The 25,441-nt window shown below is 73.5% G+C and carries 25 protein-coding genes; 11 read left to right on the plus strand and 14 right to left on the minus strand.

The genetic code is table 11. From position 1 onward, the window contains the following. Positions 1-128: 128 nt before the first annotated feature. Both ACZ6AA_RS33925 and ACZ6AA_RS33930 read right to left on the minus strand, forming a co-directional pair. Complete coding sequence (locus ACZ6AA_RS33925) at positions 129-1,772, minus strand: solute symporter family protein (RefSeq protein WP_471462326.1); 1,644 nt, start codon at positions 1,770-1,772, stop codon at positions 129-131. Next, the gene (locus ACZ6AA_RS33930) at positions 1,769-2,137 is read right to left on the minus strand and encodes a DUF485 domain-containing protein (RefSeq protein ID WP_468460353.1); all 369 of its coding nucleotides are present in this window, start codon (positions 2,135-2,137) and stop codon (positions 1,769-1,771) included. Before ACZ6AA_RS33930 ends, ACZ6AA_RS33925 begins: the two co-directional genes overlap by 4 nt. A gap of 375 nt (positions 2,138-2,512) precedes the next feature. Between ACZ6AA_RS33930 and ACZ6AA_RS33935 the strand changes: the two genes are divergently transcribed. The 5 genes from ACZ6AA_RS33935 (at position 2,513) to ACZ6AA_RS33955 (ending at position 9,349) form a co-directional block, all read left to right on the plus strand. Next, entirely contained in the window at positions 2,513-4,096 is a 1,584-nt protein-coding gene (locus tag ACZ6AA_RS33935) for a S8 family peptidase (RefSeq protein WP_468460355.1), read from the plus strand. Positions 4,097-4,109: 13 nt separating this feature from the next. Beyond that, complete coding sequence (locus tag ACZ6AA_RS33940; RefSeq protein ID WP_468483864.1) at positions 4,110-5,696, plus strand: S8 family serine peptidase; 1,587 nt, start codon at positions 4,110-4,112, stop codon at positions 5,694-5,696. Positions 5,697-5,805: 109 nt separating this feature from the next. Next, positions 5,806-6,474, plus strand: a complete 669-nt coding sequence (locus ACZ6AA_RS33945) for a hypothetical protein (RefSeq protein WP_471462329.1) — start codon at positions 5,806-5,808, stop codon at positions 6,472-6,474. Between the two features lie 127 nt (positions 6,475-6,601). Beyond that, positions 6,602-7,981, plus strand: a complete 1,380-nt coding sequence (locus ACZ6AA_RS33950; RefSeq protein WP_471462417.1) for a CoA transferase — start codon at positions 6,602-6,604, stop codon at positions 7,979-7,981. A 333-nt stretch (positions 7,982-8,314) separates the two neighbouring features. Then, positions 8,315-9,349, plus strand: coding sequence for a CopD family protein (locus ACZ6AA_RS33955; protein ID WP_471462419.1), 1,035 nt, complete (start codon positions 8,315-8,317; stop codon positions 9,347-9,349). Here the strand turns inward: ACZ6AA_RS33955 and ACZ6AA_RS33960 are convergent. From ACZ6AA_RS33960 to ACZ6AA_RS33990, 7 genes are all read right to left on the minus strand, one after another. After that, positions 9,318-9,950, minus strand: a complete 633-nt coding sequence (locus ACZ6AA_RS33960) for a lysoplasmalogenase (protein ID WP_471462420.1) — start codon at positions 9,948-9,950, stop codon at positions 9,318-9,320. The two genes, ACZ6AA_RS33955 and ACZ6AA_RS33960, sit on opposite strands and share 32 nt — an antisense overlap. A gap of 137 nt (positions 9,951-10,087) precedes the next feature. Further along, positions 10,088-10,978, minus strand: coding sequence for a sterol desaturase family protein (locus tag ACZ6AA_RS33965; RefSeq protein WP_468460361.1), 891 nt, complete (start codon positions 10,976-10,978; stop codon positions 10,088-10,090). A 134-nt stretch (positions 10,979-11,112) separates the two neighbouring features. Next, positions 11,113-11,835 (minus strand): VIT1/CCC1 transporter family protein, encoded by a 723-nt coding sequence (locus tag ACZ6AA_RS33970; RefSeq protein ID WP_468460362.1) that lies wholly within the window; start codon positions 11,833-11,835, stop codon positions 11,113-11,115. 55 nt (positions 11,836-11,890) lie between these two features. Further along, a complete protein-coding gene (locus tag ACZ6AA_RS33975) occupies positions 11,891-13,141 on the minus strand; it encodes an amidohydrolase family protein (protein ID WP_468483866.1) in 1,251 nt (416 codons plus the stop codon). After that, positions 13,138-14,454, minus strand: a complete 1,317-nt coding sequence (locus ACZ6AA_RS33980; protein ID WP_468460366.1) for an amidohydrolase family protein — start codon at positions 14,452-14,454, stop codon at positions 13,138-13,140. The genes ACZ6AA_RS33975 and ACZ6AA_RS33980 overlap by 4 nt, the downstream gene beginning before the upstream one ends. A 10-nt stretch (positions 14,455-14,464) precedes the next feature. Then, the gene (locus ACZ6AA_RS33985; RefSeq protein WP_471462332.1) at positions 14,465-15,349 is read right to left on the minus strand and encodes an SDR family NAD(P)-dependent oxidoreductase; all 885 of its coding nucleotides are present in this window, start codon (positions 15,347-15,349) and stop codon (positions 14,465-14,467) included. Between the two features lies 1 nt (position 15,350). After that, positions 15,351-16,148 (minus strand): acetoacetate decarboxylase family protein, encoded by a 798-nt coding sequence (locus ACZ6AA_RS33990; protein ID WP_468460370.1) that lies wholly within the window; start codon positions 16,146-16,148, stop codon positions 15,351-15,353. A gap of 71 nt (positions 16,149-16,219) precedes the next feature. On the opposite strand from ACZ6AA_RS33990, the gene ACZ6AA_RS33995 reads away from it, so the two are divergent. From ACZ6AA_RS33995 to ACZ6AA_RS34020, 6 genes are all read left to right on the plus strand, one after another. Continuing rightward, positions 16,220-16,861, plus strand: coding sequence for a TetR/AcrR family transcriptional regulator (locus ACZ6AA_RS33995; protein ID WP_468460372.1), 642 nt, complete (start codon positions 16,220-16,222; stop codon positions 16,859-16,861). A 120-nt stretch (positions 16,862-16,981) separates the two neighbouring features. Beyond that, a complete protein-coding gene (locus ACZ6AA_RS34000) occupies positions 16,982-18,106 on the plus strand; it encodes a DEDDh family exonuclease (protein ID WP_471462334.1) in 1,125 nt (374 codons plus the stop codon). A 93-nt stretch (positions 18,107-18,199) separates the two neighbouring features. Beyond that, positions 18,200-18,433 carry a hypothetical protein gene (locus ACZ6AA_RS34005; protein ID WP_087883543.1) on the plus strand — a complete coding sequence of 78 codons (234 nt, stop codon included), beginning with the start codon at positions 18,200-18,202 and terminating at the stop codon, positions 18,431-18,433. Positions 18,434-18,482: 49 nt separating this feature from the next. Continuing rightward, positions 18,483-19,316, plus strand: a complete 834-nt coding sequence (locus ACZ6AA_RS34010; protein ID WP_468460496.1) for an SURF1 family cytochrome oxidase biogenesis protein — start codon at positions 18,483-18,485, stop codon at positions 19,314-19,316. A gap of 172 nt (positions 19,317-19,488) precedes the next feature. Then, positions 19,489-21,393 carry a glycoside hydrolase family 15 protein gene (locus ACZ6AA_RS34015; protein WP_471462336.1) on the plus strand — a complete coding sequence of 635 codons (1,905 nt, stop codon included), beginning with the start codon at positions 19,489-19,491 and terminating at the stop codon, positions 21,391-21,393. Between the two features lie 4 nt (positions 21,394-21,397). Then, complete coding sequence (locus ACZ6AA_RS34020) at positions 21,398-22,153, plus strand: SDR family oxidoreductase (protein WP_468460500.1); 756 nt, start codon at positions 21,398-21,400, stop codon at positions 22,151-22,153. A 734-nt stretch (positions 22,154-22,887) separates the two neighbouring features. Here ACZ6AA_RS34020 and amaP read toward each other — a convergent pair. From amaP to ACZ6AA_RS34045, 5 genes are all read right to left on the minus strand, one after another. Then, positions 22,888-23,466, minus strand: coding sequence for an alkaline shock response membrane anchor protein AmaP (gene amaP / locus ACZ6AA_RS34025; RefSeq protein ID WP_468460502.1), 579 nt, complete (start codon positions 23,464-23,466; stop codon positions 22,888-22,890). 7 nt (positions 23,467-23,473) lie between these two features. Next, a complete protein-coding gene (locus tag ACZ6AA_RS34030) occupies positions 23,474-24,160 on the minus strand; it encodes a DUF6286 domain-containing protein (protein ID WP_468460504.1) in 687 nt (228 codons plus the stop codon). Then, a complete protein-coding gene (locus ACZ6AA_RS34035; RefSeq protein ID WP_468460506.1) occupies positions 24,157-24,552 on the minus strand; it encodes an Asp23/Gls24 family envelope stress response protein in 396 nt (131 codons plus the stop codon). The genes ACZ6AA_RS34030 and ACZ6AA_RS34035 overlap by 4 nt, the downstream gene beginning before the upstream one ends. A 3-nt stretch (positions 24,553-24,555) precedes the next feature. Further along, positions 24,556-24,741, minus strand: coding sequence for a hypothetical protein (locus tag ACZ6AA_RS34040; RefSeq protein WP_289952572.1), 186 nt, complete (start codon positions 24,739-24,741; stop codon positions 24,556-24,558). A 148-nt stretch (positions 24,742-24,889) separates the two neighbouring features. Continuing rightward, positions 24,890-25,375 (minus strand): Asp23/Gls24 family envelope stress response protein, encoded by a 486-nt coding sequence (locus ACZ6AA_RS34045; protein WP_468460508.1) that lies wholly within the window; start codon positions 25,373-25,375, stop codon positions 24,890-24,892. Positions 25,376-25,441: the final 66 nt, after the last annotated feature.

A 25,441-nucleotide genomic window follows, 5' to 3' on the forward strand; every position in this document is an offset into this window, starting at 1 on the left:
CCACATCATACGAGGCCGCCGCAAAAAAAAACCCCCCCCCCCCCCCACCCTCCCCCCCCCCCCCCCCCCCCCCCCCCCCCCCCCCCCCCCCCCCCCCCCCCCCCGACGTGGTGCCTCAAGAGAGGGGCTCAGTGGGCTCCGGTGCCGGTCAGGGAGCGGACCTCCAGCTCCGCGTACTTCTTCTTGTCGGGCTCCTCCTTCGACAGGACGGTGCCGAGCCAGCCGAGCAGGAAGCCGACCGGGATGGAGATCAGGCCCGGGTTCTCCAGCGGGAACCAGTGGAAGTCGACGCCCTTGAACATGGAGGTCTTCGCGTTGCCCGAGACCACCGGTGAGAACAGGACGAGGACGACGGCGGTGGTGAGGCCGCCGTAGATCGACCACAGGGCACCCTGGGTGGTGAACCGCTTCCAGAAGAGGCTGTAGAGGATCGTCGGCAGGTTCGCGGACGCGGCCACGGCGAAGGCGAGGGCCACCAGGCCCGCCACGTTCAGGTCGCGGGCGAGGGCGCCGAGGCCGATGGAGACGAGGCCGATGAAGACGGTCGCCCAGCGTGCGGCCTTGACCTCCTGCTTCTCGCTGGCCTGGCCCTTCTTGATGACGTTGGCGTAGATGTCGTGGGCGAACGACGAGGACGAGGCGAGGGTGAGGCCCGCGACGACCGCGAGGATCGTGGCGAACGCGACGGCGGAGATCGTGGCGAGCAGGATGGCGCCCCAGTTGGAGTCCACTCCCCCTAGATGGAGCGCGAGCAGTGGGGCTGCCGTGTTGCCCGCCGGGTTGGAGTCGGTGATCTCCTTGGGGCTGATCAGCGCGGCGGCGCCGAACCCGAGGGCGATCGTCATCAGGTAGAAGGCGCCGATGATGCCGATGGCCCAGTTCACGGACTTCCGGGCGGCCTTGGCCGTCGGCACCGTGTAGAAGCGGATGAGGATGTGGGGCAGGCCCGCGGTGCCGAGCACCAGGGCGATGCCGAGCGAGATGAAGTCCAGCTTGGACGTCGCCGTCGCGCCGTACTTCAGGCCGGGCTCCAGGAACGGCGCGCCCTTGCCGCTGTTCTCCGCGGCGCTGCCGAGCAGGTCGGAGATGTTGAAGTCGAACTTGAGCAGCACCAGGAAGGTCAGCAGGAGCGCGCCCGCGATCAGCAGGACGGCCTTGACCATCTGCACCCAGGTGGTGCCCTTCATGCCGCCGATGGTGACGTACACGATCATCAGGACGCCGACGAGCGCGACGATGGCGACCTTTCCGCCGTCGCTGGTGATGCCGAGGAGCAGCGAGACCAGGACGCCCGCGCCCGCCATCTGCGCGAGCAGGTAGAAGATCGAGACGACGATGGTGGAGGTGCCCGCGGCGGTGCGCACGGGGCGCTGGCGCATGCGGTACGCGAGGACGTCACCCATGGTGTAGCGGCCGGAGTTGCGCAGCGGCTCGGCGACCAGGAGCAGCGCCACCAGCCAGGCGACCAGGAAGCCGATGGAGTACAGGAAGCCGTCGTAGCCGAACAGGGCGATGGCGCCCGCGATGCCGAGGAAGGACGCGGCGGACATGTAGTCCCCGGAGACGGCGAGGCCGTTCTGGAAGCCGGTGAACTGCCGTCCGCCGGCGTAGAAGTCGGCGGCGCTCTTGGTCTGCCGGCCCGCCCACACGGTGATGACGAGGGTGGCGACGACGAAGACCGCGAACAGTGTGATGATCAGCGGCCGGTGCTCGCTGGCCTCGTTCGCGGCCAGCACGGTGCTCTGCGCCGAGTGGAGCTGAAGGGTGCTCACGCGCCGCCCTCCATCCGGGACTTGATGGCCTCTGCCTTGGGGTCGAGCTTGGTGGCGGCGTGGCGGGAGTACCACCAGGCGATGAGGAACGTGGTCAGGAACTGGGCGAGGCCGAGGACGAGGGCCACGTTGATGTTGCCGATCACCTTGGTGCCCATGAAGTCGCCCGCGTAGTTCGACAGCAGGACGTAGACGAGGTACCAGGCGATGAACGCGATGGTCAGCGGGAACGCGAACGAGCGGTGGGCGGTGCGCAGTTCACCGAACTCCGCGCTCTGCTGCACCGCGACGAACTCCTCCGTGGAGGGCGTGACGGGGGTGGGTTCTGAGCCGCCCTTCGATGGTGGCGGTACGTCGGTGGCCACGGAGTCTCCTCGTGGGACGGGGGTGGTGGGGAGGTGGGGGGAGTCGGAGGCGGTGCGGTGCATGGGGATCTGCGGTCTCTGCTCTCGGGGCCGTCGTGGGCGACGTGGATAGTGACACGGATCACGTGGCCGCGGATGGTGATGCTAAGCCCCGGGGACGTGATCCGACAGGGGGTCGATATTGCTTCTGTCCACTGTTCAACGTCATGGCGGCGCGCCCGAAGCGGTCGAACTCACGCTTTTCCCGCTTTCTTCGGGAAGCCATTGCTGGCCTGGGAGTTCGGGGGATAGCTTCACCCTGCACCACTCGTCATGCACCTGCCCGGGCACCAGCTGTGTTCGGGCAGTTCCGTATCCGGATGATGTGGAGATCCCATGGCTCATCTGCGCTCGTCACGCACGTCGCGCTCCAGACGACTGGCGCTCGCGCTGCCGCTCGGTGTCGTGCTCGCCGCAGCGGTCGGCTTCGCGCCCGGCGCCGCGACCGCCGCCCCGCTCGACGCCCCCGGCTCCAGCACGGCGCGGGCCGCGGACACCGACGCGGCCGGCAAGCTGGCGTACGTCGTCAACACCAGGTCCGACGCCAAGACCCTGGCGCGGGTGAAGAAGGAGATAGCCAAGGCCGACGGCACGGTCGTCGTCACGTACGCGAAAATAGGCGTGATCGTCGCTCACTCGGCCAATCCGGACTTCGGCAAGACGCTGCGCGACGTGCGCGGCGTGCACTCCGCGGGCGCCACCCGCACCTCGCCGCTCACCCCGGCCGCCACGACGCAGGAGGGCGCGCCGTCCTTCGTGTCGAAGGAGCAGGCCAAGGCGCTCAAGCAGCGGGCCGCGGCGGGCAAGGGCGGCGCCGCCGCCCAGGAGCCGCTGGAAGGCGACCAGTGGGACCTGCGGGCCATCGGAGCCGACAAGGCGGCGCAGATCAACCCGGGCAGCAAGAAGGTCACCGTCGGCGTCATCGACACCGGTGTGGACGACACCCACCCCGACCTCGCGCCCAACTTCTCGGCCTCGCAGTCCGCGAGCTGTGTCGGCGGCAAGGCCGACACCTCCCCCGGCGCCTGGCGCCCGGCGAAGCCCGAGCACTACCACGGCACGCACGTGGCGGGCGAGGTGGCCGCCGCGCGCAACAACGTCGGCGTCGCGGGTGTCGCGCCCGGCGTGAAGGTCGCGGGCATCAAGGTGGCCGACCCGGTCAGCGAGCTGTTCTTCCCGGAGAGCGTGGTCTGCGCCTTCGTGTTCGCCGCCGACAACGGCATCGAGATCACCAACAACAGCTACTACGTGGACCCGTGGCTGTACAACTGCAAGGACGACCCGGACCAGCGGGCCATCCTCGACGCGGTCAACCGCGCCCAGCTGTACGCCCAGAGGAAGGGCACCCTGAACCTCGCCTCCGCGGGCAACTCCAACCACGACCTGGACGCGGACGCGATCGTCGACGACTCCAGCCCCGACGACTCCACGCCGGTCCCCCGCACCATCGACCCGCACAAGTGCCTCGACATCCCGACCCAGCTCCCGGGCGTCGTCACGGTCAGCGCGACGGGCGTGTACAAGGCCAAGTCGTACTACTCGACGTACGGCAACGGCGTCATCGACATCGCGGCCCCCGGCGGCGACCGGCGCTACCAGAAGCCGACCGACACCCCCTCCAAGGACGGCGGCATCCTCTCCACGATGCCGGGCGGCCAGTACGCGTGGCTGCAGGGCACGTCCATGGCGTCCCCGCACGCGGCCGGTGTCGCGGCGCTCCTGAAGTCCACGCACCCGAAGGCGGGCCCGGCCGAGCTGCAGCGGCTGCTCAAGCGGCAGGCCGACAACCCGGGCTGCCCGACGAAGCCGTACGACCCCGACGGCGACGGCAAGGTCGACGCCGTCTGCAAGGGCGGCAAGAACAAGAACGGCTTCTACGGCCACGGGATCGTCGACGCGCTCGACGCCGTGAAGAAGTAAGGGGAACGGCACCTTGAGCAGCAAGCAGACCAGCAGGACCGGCCGGGCCGGACGCCGCGCCGTCGCCCTTCCCCTCGGGGTCGCGGTGGTGTCCGCGCTCGCGTTCCTTCCGGGCACCGCGTCCGCGCAGAGCGACTCTCCGGCGGCGGCACCCGCGGCCCCGGGCGTCGGCGTCCTCGCCGCCGCCGCGCCCGCGGACGGTTCGACGATGAGCTATGTCGTCAACGTCCGCACCGGGCAGGGCGGTTGGGTGGCCAAGTACGTCAAGAAGGCCATCGCCAAGGCCGACGGCAAGGTCGTGATCTCGTACGACAAGATCGGTGTGATCGTCGTCCACTCCGCGAACCCCGACTTCGCGAAGACGATCCGCAAGGTCAAGGGCGTGCAGTCGGCCGGTGCCACGCGCACCGCGCCGTTGCAGGCACAGTCCAGCGACGACATCGACGCGTCCAGGCCGCTGTCCGCCAAGGAGGCCGAGGCCGCCGCGGGCGAGGCGGGGGCCGGGCAGGACGAGCTGGAGCCGCTGCAGTGGGACCTGCCCGCCATGAAGGCGGACCAGGCCCACAAGGTGTCCCTCGGCAGCCCGAAGGTGACCGTCGGCGTCCTCGACTCCGGCGTCGACGACACCCACCCGGACATCGCGCCCAACTTCGACAAGCGCGCGTCCGCGAGCTGTCTGGGCGGCGTGCCCACGCAGAAGGACAACGCGTGGCGTCCGGTGGCCAAGGAGAGCGACCACGGCATGCACGTGGCGGGCACCATCGCCGCCGCGAAGAACGGCACCGGCGTCACAGGTGTCGCGCCGGGCGTGAAGGTCGCGAGCCTGAAGGTGGCCGAGCCGGCGACCGGCATGTACTACACGGAGGCCGTCGTCTGCGGCTTCATGTGGGCGGCCGACCACGGCGTGGACGTCACCAACAGCAGCTACTACACCGACCCGTGGCTGTTCAACTGCCGTACCGACGCCGACCAGAAGGCACTGGTCGACGCGGTCGGGCGGGCCACCCGCTACGCGGAGCGCAAGGGCGCGGTGAACGTCGCCGCGGCCGGCAACGCCGAGACGGACCTCGCCCAGGACGAGATCGTCGACGAGTCGAGCCCGGACGACACGACGCCCGTCAAGCGGACCATCAAGACCGCGGACTGCTTCGACATACCGTCGCAGCTGCCGGGCGTGGTGACCGTGTCGTCGACGGGCGCGAAGGGCATCAAGTCGTCGTTCTCGAACTACGGCAAGGGTGTCATCGACATCGCGGCGCCGGGCGGCGACTCCACCGCCTTCCAGAAGCCGCAGCCGCCCGCCACCAGCGGTCTCATCCTGTCGACGCTGCCGGGCGGCAAGTTCGGCTACAAGGCCGGTACGTCGATGGCCTCGCCGCACACCGCGGGCGTCGCCGCGCTCATCAAGTCGACGCACCCCAAGGCCTCCGCGGCCCGGGTGAAGGCCCTGCTGTACCGCCAGGCCGACGCGATGGCGTGCACCGACCCGTACGACATCGACGGCGACGGCAAGGTCGACGCGGTGTGCGCGGGCGGGAAGAACAAGAACGGCTTCTACGGCGTGGGCATGTCCGACGCGCTGGACGCCGTACGGAAGTAGGACGCGGGGCGCGAGCCGCGCCCCGCTGACATGACGCCTCGCGTGAGCGGGGCGGTGAGGGGCCGGGCGGTGTACGTGCCGTCCGGCCCTTCGCGAGAGGATGCCGCACATGTACGCGTACCAGGACTCGACGTTCGTCTACGAGGGCCAGCAGGAGTGGCGGGCCGAACCCGACCGCCCCGGATGGCAGTTGTGGATCCGGTTCGTGCTCACCGTGCTGATCCTTCCGGTGTGGTGGCTGCTGCTCCTGGTCGTCGCGCTCGTCACGATCGTGGTCGCGATGTTCGCCGAGATCCTGACCGTCGTCCCGGGCTTCGAGCGCGGCGCCGAGCGCGCCATGGACGCCGTCATCGGCAAGATCTCCCTCTGGCCGCGCTGGTCGGTGACCTGGCCCGAGCTGCGCCACGAGGGCGACACCGCCTTCCACCGCGCGCGGGTCGACGCGTACCTGGACTCATGGACGAAGCGGGCGTCGAAGCCCAGGGCCCCGAAGAAGCCCGCGCCCCCGACGGAGTGCGAGGTGCCGTGGCGCAAGTACCGGGGCGTCGGCGGCGCGTACGTCGTCGAGGCGGCGGGGCGGCGCGGCTGGGAGCTGCGTCCTTCCGACCCGGCGGAGGAGATCCGGCTGTGGTGGTCGGCGGCTTCGGCGCCGGGGGCCACGGGGCCGGGCGGGGCCGGGCCTGGGGGCATGGGACCGGGCGCCGCGGGACCGGGCGCCGCGGGGCCGGGCGCCGCGGGGCCGGGCGCGATGGGGTACCCGCCCGCGGGCACGGCATAGTGGCTGCATGACGCAATCACCCTTGGCAGGCGTTGGTGGGGCACGGGAGCCGATGAACGGGGCCGCGGTCCCGGGGCCGTTGGACGAAGCCGTGGTCCAGGGGCCCGATGCCCTGGTTCCGGGGCCGTTGGACGGAGCCGCGGTCGCCTGGGACGCGCTCGGGGGCGACCCCGCGCTGCTGTCCCGGCTCTCCCCCGTCGTACGGGAGGACACCCTGCCCGCGCGGCTCCCCGTGCGGGCGCTCTCACGGTCCTGTGTGGGCGTCTGCGCGCTCGCCGCCGCCGAGTTGGCGGCCCTGCGCACGGGGCAGGACGTGCCGCACGCGCGCGTGGACGACGGTGCGGTGGCCGCCGCGTTCGCCAGTGAACGGCACCTGCTCGTGAACGGGCGCGCGCCGGAGTCGTTCGCGCCCCTGTCGCGGTTCTGGCGCACCGCCGACGGCTGGGTGCGCACGCACGCCAACTACCCGCACCACCGCGCCCGCCTCCTCGCCGCGCTGGGTCTCGGCGACGGCGACGCGTCCGTGGAGCGCGTCGCCGTCCGGCTCGCGGAGCTGCCCGCCGCCGAGGCCGAGGAGGCGGTGTACGCCGCCGGGGGTCTGGCCGTCGCCCTGCGCACGCCGCGGGAGTGGGCGGCGCATCCGCAGGGGGCCGCGGTGGCCGGACTGCCCCTGGTGGGCCGGGAGCGGCTCGGGGGGCCGTCCGAGGTGCCGCCGCCGACGCCCCTGGGCGCACCGGGCGACGCGCACCCGCTCCTGCCCGCCGCCGGCCTTCGCGTCCTCGACCTCACCCGCGTCATCGCCGGACCGGTCGCCACCCGCACCCTCGCCCTGCTCGGCGCCGACGTCCTGCGCGTCGACCCGCCGCACCTGCCCGAACTCCCCGACCAGCACGCCGACACCGGCTTCGGCAAGCGCTCCACCACCCTCGACCTCGGCGCCCCCGCGGACCGGCGCGCCTTCGACGACCTGCTCGCCGGGGCCGACGTGGTCGTGACCGGCTACCGGCCCGGCACGCTCGACCGGTTCGGGCTCGCCCCCGAGGCACTGGCCGAGCGGCGGCCCGGGCTCGTCGTGGCGCAGCTCTCGGCGTGGGGCACGAGCGGCCCGTGGTCCGGCCGTCGCGGCTTCGACAGCCTGGTGCAGGTGGCGACGGGCATCGCGGCCGTCGAGGGCGCGCCGGAGGCGCCCGGCGCGCTGCCCGCGCAGGCGCTGGACCACGGCACGGGGTATCTGCTGGCCGCCGCAGTCCTGCGGGCGCTCTCCGAGCGGCTGAAGGGCGGCGCCGACAGCACGGTCGGCACGCCGGTGGTGCGGCTCGCTCTCGCGCGGACGGCGGCGTGGCTCACGGGTTGGCCGACATACACGGCGGACCCGTGGCTCACCGGGACGGACGGTCCCCTGGGGCGGCTGCGGCACGCCCTGCCGCCGGTGTCCTTCGGCGACGGGCCCGTGAACTGGGAGCGGCCGCCGGGCGGTTGGGGCGGGGACGCTCCTGTGTGGCGGTGAGCGGGGCCGGACGGGCGGAATGACGTTCCGCCAGTTGTTTGCCCGGACTTGCCCGGGAGTGCGACCACTGGTGAAGATCTTGTGGTGAGCTCCATACGACCGCCAGGGGACCCGGGAGGCGAGGCCACGGCCGGGACGGCCGCCGCCTCGTCGCCCACGGGGTATCCGGCCGCGCCGCACCGTCCGGGGTACGCGGGCCCGGCCGACGCGCACGCGGCTGCGCCCGACACGACGCATCCGGCCCCCGGCACGACGTGTCCGGCCCCTGGCGCGACGTATCCGGCCGCGCCCGACACGACGTATCCGAACCCGGCCGACACCTTGCACCTCACCGTGCGGCGCACGGAGCACCCCCCTGCGCCGCCCGCCGCACCCACGGCCCCCCACGCCACCGGGCCCGGCCGCCCCTCTTCCGGCCGGGCCGTCGCCCTGCTCGTCCTCGTGGCCGTCGCCGCGGTCGTCCCGCTGTTCGGGCCCACCGCCGTCCTTGACGGCACCGGTGAGGCCGAGGCGCCGGGCACGCCGGGCATCACGTTCCTGCGGACGGTGCTGTTCGCCGCGCTGTGCGTGCAGCTGGGCGAGGTGTTCGTACGGCGGCTCGCGCGCCGGGTGCCGGGGGCGCCGCTCGCCTCGGCGCCGCCGGGGTGGGGGTGGTGGGCGGCCGTCGCGGGCTGTGTCGCCGCGCTCGGCCTCGCCTCGGTCGTCGCCAGCGGCAACCTGGTGCCGCACCAGCCGTCCGACCTGGACGTCGGCGGGCTCTACCAGTCACGGGACGGCCGCCTCGCGCTCCTGGAGGTCAACGCCTTCGTCGTGGCCGCACTCTGCGCCCGCTCGCGCCGCCCGGACAGCGCGGTCCTGCCCCTGTCCGCCGTGATCGTGGCGGAGGCGCTGCGCGCGCACCCGCCGACGGAGGAGGCCGCGCTCGCCGGCTCGGGGCTCACCCTGGTGCATCTGACGTGCGCGGCGCTGTGGGCGGGCGGCCTGCTGTACGCGCTGCGTACGCTGCGGAGCTGGCGAAGGACCGCGCCGGAGGCGGGCGTTGCCGTGCTCGGCCGCTACGCGCGCGTGGCCGCCGTCCTGTTCGCCGCGATCACCGCGAGCGGAATCGTCAGCACGCTGCGCCGCATGCCACCGGACACCGTGGTCGACCAGTTGACGGACACGGCGTACGGCCGCACCCTGCTCGCCAAGGTGCTGCTCGTGGCCGTCGTCGCCGTCCTCGCGCTGCTCTCCCGGCGCCGTCTGAAGCGGTCCCCTCAGCGCACGCTCAGCACGTACGCGCCCGCGCGCGCCGAGGTGATGGCGCTCGGGGCGGTGGTCGCGGTGTCGGCGCTGCTCACCGTCGTTCCGGTGCCGATCCGCTGGTGAGGGTGCCGGTGAGCACGCCCCGGGTCAGGAGGGCCTGGGCCGCCAGGTAGGTCAGCATGATCCAGAAGTCGGGACGGGGCGCCTGGGGCCAGTCGGCGACGTCCGTGGCGATGAGGGTGTCCGACAGCAGGAAGAGGCCGCCGCCCGCCGCCGCGGTCAGGCCGAGGGTGGTCGCGCCGAAAGCCATGGCGGTCAGGAGCAGGCTGTAGCCCGCCACCGGGATCCGCATGTCCGACGGCAGGTCGGGCCACAGGAGCGCCACGGTGACGATCAGGGCGCAGGCGTAGGTGGCCACGACGAAGGTGCCCCGGGCCGGGGCGTGGTGGTCGCCGTGTCTGCGGAACAGGGCCAGGTAGCAGAGGTGGCCGACGGCGAAGGAGCCCATGCCCGCGAGGAAGAGGGGGTCGGCGTCGCCGAGGAGCAGGACGTCGCCGCCCCAGCCGAAGAGGAGGGCCGCGGTCAGGAGGCGCGGGCCCTTGCGGAAGGCCGCGTAGGCGGCGAGCAGGGGCATCAGGAGGGGCTTCAGCACGGTGTGGCCCATGTCGGCCCCGAAGGCCAGGGCCAGGAGGTCGCCGGCCACCGCCAGGGCGAAGGCCGCCAGGGCCGCTGTGCCGTAGCTGTGCCGCCTGGACGTAGGTGCATCGGTGCCCGGCGCCGGGGGTTGCGCCCACCCTCCCCCAACGGGGGACGCCAGCGTCGGCTCGCCGCGGGCCACACCGCTGCCCGGCTCCGCGCGCGTCACGCTGCCGGCTCCGTCGTGCGTTCCGGTGTCGGCGCCGGGGCCGCGACGGGCTGCTGGGGCGGTTGCCAGCCCGGGCCCCGGAAGACGTGGCCCGCTCGGTCGCTCCAGGTGGATGCCTGCTTCAGGTCTCTGGCGATCGCCGCGTACTCGTGGGTGGCCACGCGCAGCGGGTTGTACGTCGTGATGTTCTTCGTGAGGCCGTAGACCGGGCGGTCGGTCTCGGGGACCCAGGAGCGGAACAGGCGGTCCCAGACGATCAGGATGCCGCCGAAGTTGCGGTCCAGGTAGCCGCCCTGGGACGCGTGGTGGACCCGGTGGTGGGACGGCGTGTTGAAGACGTACTCGATCGGCCGGGGCAGCTTGCCGATGCGTTCGGTGTGGATCCAGAACTGGTAGACGAGGTTCGTCGCGGAGCAGAAGGCGAGGGCGGCCGGGTGCACGCCGAGCGCGATCAGCGGCAGGTAGAACGGCCACACCGTCAGGCTCGTCCAGGGCTGGCGGAGCGCGGTGGTGAGGTTGAACTTCTCGCTGGAGTGGTGCACCACGTGGCAGGCCCACAGGACGCGGATCACGTGGTGGCCGCGGTGCGACCAGTAGTAGAAGAAGTCCTGCGCGAGCAGCATCAGCGGGATCGTCCACCACAGGACGGGCACGCGCAGCGGCGTCAGCGCGTACACCCCGGAGTAGACGGCGACGATCGGGATCTTCCAGAGGAAGTCGAAGGCCAGGCTGCCGAGCCCCATGGTGATGCTGGTGGCGGCGTCCTTGGTCTCGTACCCGGCGGCGTCCTCGTCGGGGTGGACCCGGTGGCTGATGATCTCGACGACCGTGAGCACCACGAAGGCGGGGATGGACCACAGCACGACATCGGGCAGGTTCGGGGACATGCGTGCACGGTAGAACGGCCTCTGGGCTGCCGCTAGGGGTTGTTACTGCTAAGTATTACCGCGGGTACGACCCTGGTTTTTGGCGATCTCCACCAATGCGGCACCCCCGCGGGGCGCAGGTCCGGACCACCGCCTCACACCCCGGCCGCGCCGAGCAGCGCCCCCGCCCCGTACGTCACCGCCATCGCGAGCGCCCCGCCCGCCACGTTCCGCACGACGGCGGGCCGCACCGCCGCCGAGCCGAGCCGGGCGCTGCTGAAGCCGGTGAGGGCGAGCGCGCCGAGCACCGAGAGGACCGTGACACCGAGGCGCCAGTCGGCGGGCGGGAGCACCATGGCGAGCAGCGGGAGCAGCGCGCCCGCGGTGAACGCGAGGAAACTCGCCCACGCGGCGTGCCAGGGGTTGGTCAGCTCGTCGGGGTCGATGCCGAGCTCCACGCGCGCGTGGGCGCGCAGCGCGTCGCGTTCGGTGAGCTGTTCGGCGGCCTCGCGGGCCACGTCGCGGCTGAGCCCGCGCCCTTCGAGGAGGCCGGTCAGCTCGGCGAGTTCGGCCTCCGGCTGCTCGCGCAGTTCGCGCTTCTCCAGGGCCAGGGCGGCCTTCTCGGAGTCGCGCTGGGTGGACACGGAGACGTATTCGCCCGCGGCCATCGACATCGACCCGGCGAGCAGTCCGGCGAGGCCCGCCGTCAGGATCGTGGCGCGTTCACTGGTGGCGCCGGCGACGCCGACGACGAGGCCCGCGGTGGACACGATGCCGTCGTTGGCGCCGAGCACCGCGGCGCGCAGCCAGTTGAGGCGGGTGCCGAGCGCCCCGCCGTGGGCCTCGTCGTGGTCGGGGGCGGGCGCCTGATCGCTCATCTGGGGAGGGTCTCACCCGGTGCGCCGCCCGCACGGCAGCGGCGCACCGGGAGGCTCACCAGACCCTGGTCTGCCCGCCGGGCGCGAACACCGGGCTCGTCGCCCCGGCCGGGGGCTCCTTCAGGGGTTCGGAGAGCTCCTGGACGGTGGGCCCGACCCGCGCCGCGACCGGGTCGAGCCGTCCCAGGTCGAAGCCGTACACGCGGGCCGCGTTGCCGCCCGCCATCGCCGCGACCTCGGCCGGTGGCAGGCCCGCGTAGGCGGCGCGCAGGCCCTCGCGCGAGAACGGGTGGGTGCCCTCGTCGTGCGGGTAGTCGCTGCCCCACATGATCTTGTCGAGGCCGACGCGGTCGCGCACCGCGGCCTCGTGCGGGCGCATGAAGCTGGCGCCCACGAAGCAGTTGTCCCGCCACACCTCGGAGGGCCCCTTGCCCATGGCCTCGAAGAGCCCGGCGCCGAACTTGGACTCGGCGGTGTCCCGCCGCGCGACGGCCGCGACGAGCCGCCCGTGGTAGTAGTCCAGCATGGCGAGCACGCCCGGGATCCAGCCGGAGCCCTGCTCGGTGAGGACCAGCTTCAGCTCGGGGTGGCGCCGGAACGCGCCGCCGAACATCAGGTGCCACAGCGCCCGGTGGGAGAACCACGTCGTCTCCACCATGAACACCGCGCGCGCCGCGGGCTCGTCGCCGAGCGGCGGCGACGCCGACCCCGCGTGGTGGTTCACGGGCACGCCCAGCTCCGCGCAGACCGCCCACAGCGGGTCGTACGTCTGCGAGTACAGCTCGGGCAGGCCAGACCCCGGCGGCGTGCCGGGCACGAGGACCCCGCCGGTGAGGCCCGCGCCGACGGCCCAGCGGACCTCCCGCACGGCCTCCTCGACGTCGTTGAGCAGGATCTGGAAGACGCCCGCCCTGCGCCCGGGCGCCGCCGCGCAGAAGTCCGCGAGCCAGCGGTTGTGGGCGCGCAGGCCCGCCCAGCGCTGCTCGTACTCCTGCCGGGTCGGCGCCGGGGCCATGAGGGACGCGGAGGGGAAGAACGGCGGGATGGTGTTGGGGAACACCACTTCGGCGACGATGCCGTCGGCCTCCAGCTCGGCGACGCGGCGCTCGGAGTTCCAGTTGCGGTCGGCGGTGTCGGCGAGCAGGTCCTCGTACGGATTGACGTAGGTGGCCGCCCAGGCGTCGAAGGCGTCGTGGTGGCGGGCGGCCAGGTAGGGCCTGTAGTCGAGGAGGTCGGCGCCGGCGTGGCAGTCGGCGGAGATGACGGTGTAGCGGTCGGTGTCGGCGTACGTCCTGGCGTCTGTCATGGGGTCACCCCGAGCGTCGGGAAGTCGTGGCCGGTCAGCCAGTGGCGGCCCGCGTCGCGCGAGCGGGCCCAGGAGGCCTCGACGGCGCGCTGGTCGGGGTCCTGGCCGAGGTCGGCGGGGGTCGGGCCGATGCGGCGGGCCAGCGGGGCGAGCTTCGCGGTGTCGAAGCCGAAGACCTCGGCGGCGGCCAGGCCCAGCATGCGGCGGGTCTCGGCGACGGGGATGTCGTGGAAGGTCCTCGCGAGCCACGCGCGCGTGTCGGGCCAGGTGCCCTCGGGGTGCGGGAAGTCGCTGCCCCAGAGGATGTTGTCGACGCCGATCTCGTAGCGCTGGGCCAGCTCGCGGCGTTTGGTGTTGGTGGCGCAGACGAAGATCTGCCGGTCCAGGTACTCGTGCGGCGGGCGCTTCAGCTCGGCGAAGGGCGACAGCTTCTTGCCGCCGTGCGCGCCCAGGTAGAGCCGGTCCATGAACCACAGCAGGTTCGGCAGCCACCAGCAACCCGACTCCGCGACCCCGAACCGGAGCCCGGGGTGCCGCTCGAAGACCCCGGACCAGAGCAGGAACCACAGGGGCCGTGCGGGCCACCAGGTCACTTCGGAGACGTAGATGCCGAGGTGGTCGCCGTACTCGTCGCGGGGCGCCGCCCCGGAGTGGGTGAGCACGGGCATCGCGCACTCGGCGGCCGCGGCCCATACGGGGTCGTAACGCCGGTCGTGGTAGGGCGCCTTGTCGACCCACATGGACGGGATCATCAGGGCGCCGAGCCCCGACTCCTTGGCGCGGTGGATCTCGGCGACGACCCGGTCGACCTCTCCGGTGACGGGCAACAGGGCGACGCCGCAGTGCCGTTCGGGCTGCCCGGACACGAAGTCGGCGAGCCAGCGGTTGTGCGCCTGGGCGCCCGCCATGCCGAGTTCGGGGTCCTGGTCCCCGGAGAGGCCGAGGCCCACGCCGAAGGGCGCGGCGGTCCGGCTGTCCACGGCGTCGGCGTCCGGGAAGACGACCTCCGCGGCCACCCCGTCGCCGTCCAGCTCCTTGAGCCGCCGCGCGGGGTCCCAGCCGCCCCTGAGGCCTTCCTCGTTGTCGCTGAACCAGCGGTCGGCGAAGGCCTCGTTGCGGATGCCGAGCCGGGTCATCTCCTCGCGGCGCCGCTCGCGCCCGCCGAGGAACTCGTCGAAGTCCCGGTGGAACCGGGCGTCCAGGTAGGGCCGGTACTCCTCGGTGGGCAGCCCGGCGTGGCAGTCGGAGGAGACGATCAAGTAGGGCTCCGCGAAGCCCTGTCGGGGTTCTTCGGTGTCGTGCGGGTCCGTCATGGCGGCTCCCTCAGTCCAGGATGAAGCTCTCCAGGTACGACGGGTCGGTCCGGCCGAGCATCGACTCCGCCCGGGCCCGGATCTGCCGGTCGCTGTGCTCGCTCGCGGGCAGCAGCCAGAAGCGGCCCGCCGCGACGCCCTCGGCCACCAGGTCCGCGACGTCCTCCACGGGCGTGAACTCGACCTCCTGCCCGGCATCGCGCATGGCCGCCTCCCACTGGCCGAGGCTGCGGTAGGGCGCCTTGCGGGGGCGGGACTTGGCGTACCGCTCGGGGCGGTTGCGGTGCGACTCCCACAGGCCTGTGCGCAGCATGTGCGGCCCGGGGAAGAGCACGGAGGCGCCCACGCGCGCGTGTTCCGCCTTCAGGTGCGCGTACAGGGACTCCGTCATCGTCACGACGGCCGCCTTGGTGACCGCGTACACGGACGCCGTCGGCAGCGGCGCGATACCGCCGTCCCCGGAGGAGGTGTTGACGACGTGACCCTCCTCGCCGCCCGCGAGCATCCGCGGCACGAACGCCTGGATGCCGTGGAAGACACCCCACACGTTGACTTCGAAGGCCCACTTCCAGTCGTTCGGCTCGTGCTCCCACATCCGGCCCTCGGCGCCGGAGCCGACCCCGGCGTTGTTGCACAGGACGTGCACGGCGCCGAAGCGGTCGTACGTGTCGTCGGCCAGCGCGACGACCTGCTCGCGCACGCCGACGTCGACCACGCGCGCGTGCACGCTCGCCCCGTCCGCGCGCAGCCCGGCCGCGGCCTTCTCCAGGGCGTCCGCCTCGACGTCGGCGAGGACGACGGTGAGGCCGTCCGCCGCGAACCGCCGTGCGAGGGCGAGCCCGAGGCCGCTCGCCGCGCCCGTGACGACGGCGACCTGCCCTGCGCGCAGGTCCATGTCAGACGCTCCCCTCGGGCGGGCCGTCCAGGATCTGCCGCGGGTCGTCGTAGCGCTGGTGGACGTAGGGCAGCAGCGCCTGCGCGTCGACGCGCTCCACCACCCGGCCCCGCTGGTCGCTGGTCTTCTCCCCGATGGTGAGCTCCACCAGGCGGCGCACGGGCAGGTCCGCCACCGGGTCGTACATCGACTCGCGCAGCACCACGTCCCCGGTGACGCTCTCCAGCTTGCGGACCCGCTCCTCGCGTACGCAGTGCACGAGCACCGGGTCCGCGTCGAAGCCCGAACCGTCCACCGCGGGCAGGAACTTGAAGTAGAAGTCGGTCTTCCGCGCGGGCTCCGGCAGCGGCAGGCTCCCGCTCACCGCGCCGCGCACCTCCACGAACGCGATGCCGTGCCGGGCCATGGCGGCCCGCACCACCAGGCCGTCGCGCTCGACGGTGACCTCGCCCAGCTTCTTCGGCTCGCCGAAGACCTCACGGCCGCCGACCAGGGCGCGCTCGTGGGTCATCGGCATCACCAGCGGATACCAGCCCGCCACTCCGCCGTGCTCCGCGGCGACGGCCACCGAACCGGCGCCCAGCGGATAGCCGGCCAGCTCGACCCTGCTGATGCTGGCCCGCACCAGGGGGCGGTCCGTGGGCTTCAGGGGCGGTGGCAGGACGGCCGCCACCGTGTCCGGGTCGCTCTCCCACACGGCCACCACACCCGTGGACCAGATGTCGGGGAGCTTGGTGTTCGCGGTGCGCGTCGCGGCCATCTCGGCCTCGGTGCGCGCGCCGTAGCGTACGCGTGCCATGCCGTACCACCCTTCGCCGACGGACTGTCAGATACTTGCGGGGGTTCTGTAACACAGTTACAACAGGAGCCGTGAAGGGTAAAGAGACGCGTGCGCATCTCGACCGGGAACAGGTCCTCGCCGCCGCCGCGGGCCTCGTCAAGCAGCACGGCCCCGACGCCCTGACCATGCGCAAGCTCGCCGCCGAGCTCGGCACGGCCGTCACCTCGATCTACTGGCACGTCGGCAACCGCGAGCAGCTCCTGGACGCCCTCGTCGAGCGGACCGTCGCCGACCTCGGGGAGATCCGGCCCCGCGGGGGCACGCCCGCCCGGCGCATCGCGTCCGTGGCGCGCGCCCTGCGCCGGCTGCTTCGCGACCATCCGCACCTCATCGCGATGGTCCACGAACGCGGCCTGACGGAGCGGATGTTCCTGCCCGCGCAGCGGGCCCTGGTGCACGAGGTGCACGCGGCGGGACTGCGCGGCACCCGGGCCGCCGACGCCGTGCGCGCCGTCCAGGTCCATGTCGTCGGTCACGTCCTGGTCGAGCGCAACCGCGAGCGCGCGCCCGTGCAGCGCCCCGGCGAGCAGGAGCTGTGGGACGCGCGGGCCGCCGAGCAGGACCCGGCGCTCGCCCGCGCCCTCGCCCGGTCGCCGGACACGGAGCGACTGTTCACCCTGTCGGTGCGGGCGCTGGTGGCCGGGTTGCTCGAACCCACCTCCGGAGACTGACGGTCCCACCGCCGAAAGCCGCTGCCGACCCCTCCGGAAGGTGCTTGCCCCACCCCCGGAAGGTGACTGCCCCCGGCCCTGGGACCTGACTGTCAGTCGCGGCCCGTATCCTCATGGACCATGCTCGAAGACCGCACGACCGCACCGCCGACGGCGCCGACCGCGCCGTCGGCGACTCCGGCGACGACCGACGCGACCGCGCCGGGGTCCGAGGCCCCCTGGCCGACCACCTACCCCTCCGGGTACGCGGTCGTCGACGTCGAGACCACCGGCCTGTCCAGAGACGACCGGATCATCTCGGCCGCGGTCTACCGCCTGGACGCCCGCGGCGAGGTCGAGGACCACTGGTACACGCTGGTGAACCCGCAGCGCGACCCGGGCCCGGTCTGGATCCACGGTCTGACGAGCGACAAGCTGGCCGACGCCCCGCTCTTCGCGGACATCGCCGAGGAGTTCGCGACCCGCCTCGCGGACCGCGTCCTCGTCGCGCACAACGCCGTCTTCGACTGGTCGATGATCGCCAGGGAGTACGCCCGCGCGGAGCGCACCGCCCCCGTCCGCCAGCGCCTGTGCACCATCGCGCTCTCCAAGGAGCTCGGCCTGCCGCTGCCCAACCACAAGCTGGAGTCCCTCGCGGCCCACTTCGGCGTCGTCCAGCGCCACGCCCACCACGCCCTCGACGACGCCCGGGTCCTCGCCGAGGCGTTCCGGCCGAGCCTGCGCGCGGCGGCGAGCGACGGGGTGCGGCTGCCGCTCCTGGAGTGCCGCCCGCTGACCGAGTGGTCCGACGGCGGCGCCCGCATCGGCCGCCAGGGCGGGCACTCCTCCGGCGCCGCGGGCGCGCCCTCGTCGTCGTTCTCGGCGTACTCCTCGTACCAGTCCGGCAGTTGGCGCCCCTCGCGCAAGCGCCCCGCCTGCCCGTTCCCGAACCCCGGGCGGTGGGAGGACGGCAAGCCCCTCAAGCAGGGCATGCGTGTCGCCTTCTCCGGGGACACCTCCGTGGACCGCGAGCTCCTGGAGGACCGGGCGTTCGAGGCGGGCCTGCACATCGCGACGAGCGTGTCGCGGCTGACGAGCCTGCTGGTCACGAACGACCCGGATTCGGGCACGTCGAAGACGACGAAGGCCCGGGCGTACGGCACACCGGTCATCGACGAGGCGGCCTTCGGCCAGCTCCTCCAGGACGTGGCCCCGGCCGACGGCGCACCGCGCGCCGCCGCCGTCCCCCCTCCCGGCGAAAGATGACAGCCACACGGTCCGCGTCAGACGGGTGATTGCCGGGCGACTCGCCCGCCCACCGCTCGCCCCGCGCCACCGCCGCGTCCCACTCTGTGGCGCATGGCACGTTGTGAGGTCTGCGGAAACGACTACGGCATGTCCTTCGAGGTGCACGCGCAGGGCGCGGTGCACGTCTTCGACTGCTTCGCCTGCGCCATCCACCGCATGGCGCCCATCTGCGAGCACTGCCGGTGCCGCATCATCGGGCAGGGCGTCGAGGTCGAGGGGCACTGGTACTGCGGGGCGCACTGCGCCCGCGCGGAGGGGCGGGTGGGGATCGTCGACCGGGTGTGAGCGGGCCCCTCCCGTCGGGGGCTTTCACGCGCGGGGTAACGTCGAAGCCGTGTACCGCTTCCTCCTGACCCGCCAATGGGTGATCCTCACCCTCGTCGGCCTCGTCCTCATCCCCGTGATGATCGAGCTGGGCTTCTGGCAGCTGCACCGCCACGAGAACCGCGTGGCGCACAACGCGAGAATCGGCAGGGCGCTGGACGCAGCGCCGGTCCCCGCCGAGCGGCTGACCGCGCCCGGCCGTGACGTACCGGACTCCGCGGTGTACCGCCGGGTGACGGCCAAGGGCACCTTCGACCCCGAGGACGAGGTCGTCGTGCGCCGCCGCACCAACTCCGACGACGAGGTCGGCTTCCACGTCCTGACCCCGTTCGTCCTCGACAACGGCAAGGTGCTGCTCGTCAACCGCGGCTGGATCCCCGCGGACGGCCCCCAGACCGCCTTCCCCAAGATCCCCGCACCGCCCCGCGGCGAGATCACCGTCACCGGCCGCCTCATGGGCGACGAGACGTCCGCGGCCAGCGGCATCAAGGACGTACGCGGACTGCCCGACCGCCAGATCATGCTGATCAGCAGCGGGCAGCAGGCGCACGCCCTGGGCAAGAAGGTGCTCGGCGGCTACATCGAGCTGACCGCGCCGCGCCACGGCGACTCCCCCCAGCTCCTGGCCGAGCCCGACCACAGCGGGATCGGCGCGCACATGGCGTACGCCGTGCAGTGGTGGCTGTTCGCCGCGGGAGTGCCCGCGGGCTGGATCGTCCTGGTCCGGCGCGAGCGCAAGGACCGGGCGGAGGCGGCCGCGCGGTCCGCGGCGGAGCAGGCCGAGGAGGGCGAGGAAGGCGAGCGGGGCGAGGAGGCCGAGGCGGCTTCCCCGGCGACGGCCTAGGGGTTCCCGGGCGACGGCCTGACCCCACCGGGCTGACCCCACCGGCCTGATCCCCCCTGCCTGCCCCGGCCTGATCCGACCACGCTGCTCCCACCACCCGCGGCGCGCCCGGCCCGGCGGTGATCCGCCCCGGTTCCGGTTGACCCGACGCCGAACCGGGAAGCCGTCACCCGTGTCCCAACGCCCGCACCGCCCCATCGAGGACTACGCCCTGATCGGCGACCACCAGACGGCCGCCCTGGTCTCCCGCGCCGGATCGGTGGACTGGCTGTGCCTGCCCCGCTTCGACTCGGGAGCCTGTTTCGCCGCGCTCCTGGGCGACGACGAGCACGGCCACTGGCGCCTCGCGCCGAAGGACGCCGACGTCTGCGCCCGCCGCGCCTACCGCCCCGACACCCTCGTCCTCGACACCGAGTGGGACACCCCGGACGGCTCGGTCCGCGTGACCGACTTCATGCCGCAGCGCGACCTCGCCCCCGACCTCGTCCGCGTCGTCGAGGGCCTCCAGGGCGAGGTGACGATGCGCAGCACGCTCCGGCTGCGCTTCGACCACGGCTCGATCGTGCCGTGGATGCGCCGCACCGACGGCCACCGGGTGGCGGTCGCGGGCCCCGACTCCGTATGGCTGCGCACCGATCCGGAGGTCCGCACCGAGGGCCGCGACTTCACCACGTACTCCGAGTTCACCGTGGCCGCGGGCGAACGCGTGACGTTCGTCCTCACCTGGCACCCCTCGCACGAACCGGCCCCGAAACCGCTCGACACCGAACAGGCGCTGCGCGACAGCGTCGAGGACTGGCAGGCCTGGGCGGCCCGCTGCCGCTACGAAGGGCCGCACCGGGACGCGGTCGTCCGCTCCCTCATCACGCTCAAGGCCCTCACCTACGCCCCGACCGGCGGCATCGTCGCCGCCCCCACCACCTCGCTGCCCGAGGAGATCGGCGGCGTCCGCAACTGGGACTACCGCTACTGCTGGCTGCGCGACTCCACCCTCACGCTCGGCGCGCTGCTCGCCGCGGGCTATCTGGAGGAGGCCGAGGCGTGGCGCGACTGGCTGCTGCGCGCGGCGGCGGGCGACCCCGCCGACCTCCAGATCATGTACGGCCTCGCGGGCGAGCGGCGGCTGCCCGAGTACGAGGCGGGGTGGCTGCCCGGGTACGAGGGCTCCGCGCCCGTGCGCATCGGCAACCAGGCGGTCAGCCAGCGCCAGCTCGACGTCTACGGAGAGGTCGTCGACTCCCTGACCCTGGCCCGCCGCTCCGGCCTGACCACCCGCCCGCACGGCTGGCGGCTGCAACTCGCGCTCATGGAGTTCCTGCGGCACTGCTGGCGCGAGAAGGACGAGGGCCTGTGGGAGGTGCGCGGTCCGCGCCGGCACTTCGTGCACTCCAAGGTGATGGCGTGGGTCGCCGCGGACCGCACCGTGCGCGCGATGGAGGACGACCCCGCGCTGCCCGGCGACGTGACGCGCTGGCGGCGACTGCGCGACGACATCCACGCGGAGGTCTGCGCCCGCGGGTACGACGCGGAACGCCGCACCTTCACCCAGTCGTACGGCTCGCGCGAGCTGGACGCCGCGCTGCTGCTGATCCCGCGCGTGGGGTTCCTGCCGCCGGACGACCCGCGGGTGATCGGCACGATCGAGGCGGTGCGGGAGGAGTTGAGTACGCGGGAGGGGTTGCTGAGGCGCTACTCGGTCGCGGAGACGGCGGTGGACGCAACCACCGCCGCGGGCACCTCTCCGGACAGCCCCACCCCGGCCGCCGCCACCCCCGCGAACGCGAACAACACAGCCAACGCAGATGACGCAGACAATGTGGACGGCCTGCCCGGTGGCGAGGGGACCTTCGTCGTCTGTTCCTTCTGGCTCGCCGACGCGCTGCACCTGACCGGCCGCACCAAGGAGGCCCGCGACCTCTTCGAGCGGCTGCTCGCGCTCCGCAACGACGTGGGGCTGCTCGCGGAGGAGTACGACCCCGTGGCCGAGCGCCAGTTGGGCAACTTCCCGCAGGCCTTCAGCCACGTGGGGCTCGTGGGCACCGCCCTCGCCCTCTTCGGCCCGGACGCGGCAGGATAGAGCCATGGATCTTGGACTCAACAACCGTGTGTACGTCGTCACCGGCGCCACCCGTGGCCTCGGCAACGCCGCCGCCCGTGAGCTGGTCGCGGACGGCGCGAAGGTCGTCCTCACCGGCCGCGACGAGAAGACGGCCGCAGCGGCGGCCGCGGAGCTGGGCCCGAACGCGGTGGGAATCGGCGCGGACAACGCCGACCCGGGCGTCGCGGACCGCCTCGTGGCGGCGGCGCGTGAGCACTTCGGCGGCTTCGACGGCATCCTCGTCAGCGTTGGAGGGCCGCCGCCCGGCTTCGTCGCCGACAACACCGACGAGCAGTGGCAGGCCGCGTTCGACTCCGTCTTCCTCGGTGCGGTACGCCTCGCGCGTACCGCCGCGGCGGAGCTGGGCGAGGGCGGTGTCATCGGCTTCGTCCTCTCCGCGTCCGTGCACGAGCCGATCCCCGGCCTGACCGTCTCCAACGGCCTGCGCCCCGGCCTCGCGGGCTTCGCGAAGTCCCTCGCCGAAGAGTTGGGGCCGCGAGGCATCCGTGTGGTCGGCCTCCTCCCGGCCCGCATCGACACCGACCGCGTCCGCGAACTCGACGCCTTCTCCGCCGACCCCGAGGCGACCCGCGCGGCCCACGAGTCCCGCATCCCGCTGCGCCGCTACGGCACCCCCCAGGAGTTCGGCCGCACCGCCGCGTTCCTCCTCTCCCCCGCGGCGTCCTACCTCACCGGCGTGATGCTTCCCGTGGACGGCGGGGCCCGTCACGGCTTCTAGCCTGCGGCTGGGTGGGTGGTGCCCGCCGCTATCGCGGCGGGTTTACTCCCACCCGCCCACCCGTTCGCCGTGGGACGCAGGGTGGGCCCCGGGGGTGAGGTGGATGGGCCTGGGCCTGCGGGTCCGGGTGTTCGGGGGTCCGGGTGGCCGGTGCACGGAGGCCCGCGTGGCCGGGTGGCCGGGACTCGGGTGCCCGGGTGACCGGTGCTCGGGAGGCCGGGTGACCGGGGGGGGACATCCGCGTGGCCCAACTGCTGCTGCTCGCAGGGTGGTTGAGCGGGTGTGGGGCAGGGTTGGCGGGTGGGGCAGGGCCGAGAGGCAAGGCAGGCCCGGTCGGCGTTAGGCCCGGTCAGCGGGGCACGCTCGGGCGGCAGGGGGCCCGGGCGGCAGAGCAGGTCCGGTGGGTAGGGCCCGGGCGGCAGGGCAAGCCCGGTGGGCAGGAGGCCCGGGCGACAGGGCACGCACGTGTGGCAGGGGGCCCGGGCTGCACGGCAAGCCCGGGTGGCAGGGGCCGGTGAGGGGCAAGACGGGCCCCACAGATTCGGGTGGGTGGGTGGGAGGAGCCGCCGCGCAGCGGCGGGGGGCTGCCGTCCACGGGCAGGGCAGGGCCGGTTCGGGGGCGAGATCGGTCGGCCTGGGCGGCAGGGGCAGCCGGGGACCACAGAATCGGGTGGGCGGGTGGGAGCGGCGCGCAGCGGCGGGGCGGCTGCCGCGCGCGGCGGGGCAGGGGCGGGTCAGGTCACGCGTTCGGCGCGGTGTTTGACGGCGCGGAGGAGAACCGTTGCAGGCAGCCGCCCAAGGCCCGCGGAGTCCCGCGCATGGGCCAACGCCTCCTCGCAGGTGCGATGCAACGCCTCGGCGGGCACGGCATCGGCACCGAGGACGAGCCCGACCCGCGCCTCGGGCGCGTTGCGCCGCCCGGTGAGCCGCACCCGGGCCCGCTCGACGCCGTCGAGGGCCGCGGCCTCGGTCTCGAGGACGCCCTCCATGGCCCGCCCCCGCAGCAGCGCCCCCTCCCCGTCCCCGGTCTCGACAAGCACCTCCGCGAGGCGCCGCCGCCGCAGTTGGGCGGTGAGCCACCACAGGGCGAGCAGCACGACGACGGCGAGCACGCCGATGACGGTGGGCCACCACCAGCCGTCGTCCCGCCACCGCGCCCGGTCGGCGTCACTGACGAGCACGTCGTGACGGGAGTCGTGCACCCACCACGAGGGCGGCTCGACGCCGAGCCCGACGGCGAGGACGGACCCGCCGAGCAGGACGAGCGCGAGGCCGAGGAGGCCGAGCAGCACACGGTTCACGGTCCGCAGCATGGCGCGGTCACCCCTTCCGGCCCGGCCGCGCCACACGCACGGACAGCGCGGGCGGCCTGCCGAGCCCGAGGTCGTGGATGGCGGCGGCGAGGGCGGCGTCCAAGTCGCCGCGTACGTCGTCGAGTTCACGGAAGTGCGAGACGGCCCGCACGTCCACCTTGGAGCGGCTCATGCGGACACGGACCGACCGTACGCCTGCCACGTCCATGGCCCGGTCCCGCAGCGCCGTCGCGGCGGCGCCCCGGTCGAGCCCGGCCCGCACGTCGGCGTGGCCGCGCCGCATCGGCAGCAGGGAGCGAAGCCCGGGCGTCACGGCGAGGACGAGAAGCCACAGGCCGACGGCGACGGCCGCGGCGGCCCCGGCGAGCACCGCGGTGCTGTCGAGGGGCCGTTCGGCCAGCTCACGGGCGAGGTCGCGGCGCCACCGCATCGCGGGGTGGTCGGCGCGTACGGCGACGATGTCGTACAGGAGCAGCCCGGCCCCGCCGAGGATCAGCAGGGCGAGCAGCCCGGCGGGGACACGCCGGGCCGACCAGAAGCGGGGGGAGCCGTCCTCGTCGCTGAGGGTGGGAAGGGGCTGGTAGGCGGCCGCGGACGCGGACTGGTCGAGTTCGGGTTCGGCGCGTTCGACGACGGGCACGGCCTCGCCGGGTTTGGTCAGGTCGGTTCCGCCGGTCTGCCGGGGTTCGCTCATCGGGTCCTCCCCTGCGCCGCGGCCCGCGCCTGCGCCGAGTGCAGCCGCTCCACCTGGACCGCCACCTCGGGCACTTCCATGCCCGCCAACGCCTTTACCCGTTCGGCGACCCGGTGACGCACCGCGCCGCACTGGCGGCCGATGTCGCTGGGGTAGTCCAGTTCGACGCTGACGCGGACGCGCGCGCTGCCGTGCGGGGCCTCGCCCGCGCGGTCGGAGCCGCCGGCCGGGGGCCGCACGCTCACGGTGGCGTGCGGCGCCGCCGCCTCGTCGGGCAGCGCGGGCAGCGCCTCACGTGCCGCACGCGCGGCGATCTTCGCGACGACACGGTCGGCGATCCGGGTCGCGCCGCGCTCGCCGGGCGGTACCTGCCCCACGACGTCGGCGGCCACCGCTCAGCGCCGCCGGTCGCCGCGGGTACGGAAGAAGTCCCCGGGCTCCAGGTCCCCTTCCAGGAACCGCCCGGCCACGAACCCGATGGCGCCCAGGGCGGCCACCAGCAGGAAGGCCCCGAACCCGCCGAAGTACCCGGCGAATCCGAGGGCCATTCCGGCGATCATGCCGATCACGGCAAAGCTCATCGTGCGCTCCTTCGCTCCTGCGCGCCTCGTACTCCCCGGCGTCCGCGCCCACCGTCGCGTCCGCCCCGTGCTTCTCGCATACCCAGGCCGTGCGGCGAGACCGCCTCATCCGCGGGTGCCCGACGCCGGACGATGCAAGCCGTGGCTTCTATTGAAGCCGTGACGGCTGCTCGTCGTCCTCGTCGTCCGGCAGCTTCACATCGCTCACCGCGATGTTCACCTCGACGACCTCCAGGCCCGTCATCCGCTCGACGGCGGTGACGACGTTCTCCCGTACGTCCCGGGCGACATCGGCGATGGAGACGCCGTAGTCGACGACGATCTCCAGGTCGAGGGCCGTCTGCACCTCGCCGACCTCGGCCTTCACCCCGCGCGTCACGGCCTTCGAGCTGCCGGGCACCCGGTCCCGTACGGCTCCGAAGGTGCGCGCGAGCCCGCCGCCCATCGCGTGCACGCCGACCACGTCGCGGGCGGCGAGGCCCGCGATCTTCTCGACCACACCGTCGGCGATGCTGGTGCGCCCGCGCGTCGCGGGGTCGCCTCCCCCACGCCGTGCCGTGCCGCCCGCCCTGGCTTCGTCGGGCGACTCCTTCGCGAGCGTCTGGGACGTGGTGCGCTCTCCGGTGTCGGTCATCGCATGGTCCTTTTCAGCAGGGGATCTGCTCTTTCGTCCACATTAAGCGCGGCCCGGGACCAGCGC

The organism is Streptomyces sp. NPDC040610, assembly GCF_055594065.1.

Coding starts and splice junctions, on each gene's coding strand:
- ACZ6AA_RS33935 (WP_468460355.1), top strand. CDS start 2,513: ATGGCTCATCTGCGCTCGTCACGCACGTCGCGCTCCAGACGACTGGCG.
- ACZ6AA_RS33945 (WP_471462329.1), top strand. CDS start 5,806: ATGTACGCGTACCAGGACTCGACGTTCGTCTACGAGGGCCAGCAGGAG.
- ACZ6AA_RS33965 (WP_468460361.1), bottom strand. CDS start 10,978: ATGTCCCCGAACCTGCCCGATGTCGTGCTGTGGTCCATCCCCGCCTTC.
- ACZ6AA_RS33970 (WP_468460362.1), bottom strand. CDS start 11,835: ATGAGCGATCAGGCGCCCGCCCCCGACCACGACGAGGCCCACGGCGGG.
- ACZ6AA_RS33975 (WP_468483866.1), bottom strand. CDS start 13,141: ATGACAGACGCCAGGACGTACGCCGACACCGACCGCTACACCGTCATC.
- ACZ6AA_RS33980 (WP_468460366.1), bottom strand. CDS start 14,454: ATGACGGACCCGCACGACACCGAAGAACCCCGACAGGGCTTCGCGGAG.
- ACZ6AA_RS33985 (WP_471462332.1), bottom strand. CDS start 15,349: ATGGACCTGCGCGCAGGGCAGGTCGCCGTCGTCACGGGCGCGGCGAGC.
- ACZ6AA_RS33990 (WP_468460370.1), bottom strand. CDS start 16,148: ATGGCACGCGTACGCTACGGCGCGCGCACCGAGGCCGAGATGGCCGCG.
- ACZ6AA_RS34000 (WP_471462334.1), top strand. CDS start 16,982: ATGCTCGAAGACCGCACGACCGCACCGCCGACGGCGCCGACCGCGCCG.
- ACZ6AA_RS34005 (WP_087883543.1), top strand. CDS start 18,200: ATGGCACGTTGTGAGGTCTGCGGAAACGACTACGGCATGTCCTTCGAG.
- ACZ6AA_RS34020 (WP_468460500.1), top strand. CDS start 21,398: ATGGATCTTGGACTCAACAACCGTGTGTACGTCGTCACCGGCGCCACC.
- amaP (WP_468460502.1), bottom strand. CDS start 23,466: ATGCTGCGGACCGTGAACCGTGTGCTGCTCGGCCTCCTCGGCCTCGCG.
- ACZ6AA_RS34030 (WP_468460504.1), bottom strand. CDS start 24,160: ATGAGCGAACCCCGGCAGACCGGCGGAACCGACCTGACCAAACCCGGC.
- ACZ6AA_RS34040 (WP_289952572.1), bottom strand. CDS start 24,741: ATGAGCTTTGCCGTGATCGGCATGATCGCCGGAATGGCCCTCGGATTC.
- ACZ6AA_RS34045 (WP_468460508.1), bottom strand. CDS start 25,375: ATGACCGACACCGGAGAGCGCACCACGTCCCAGACGCTCGCGAAGGAG.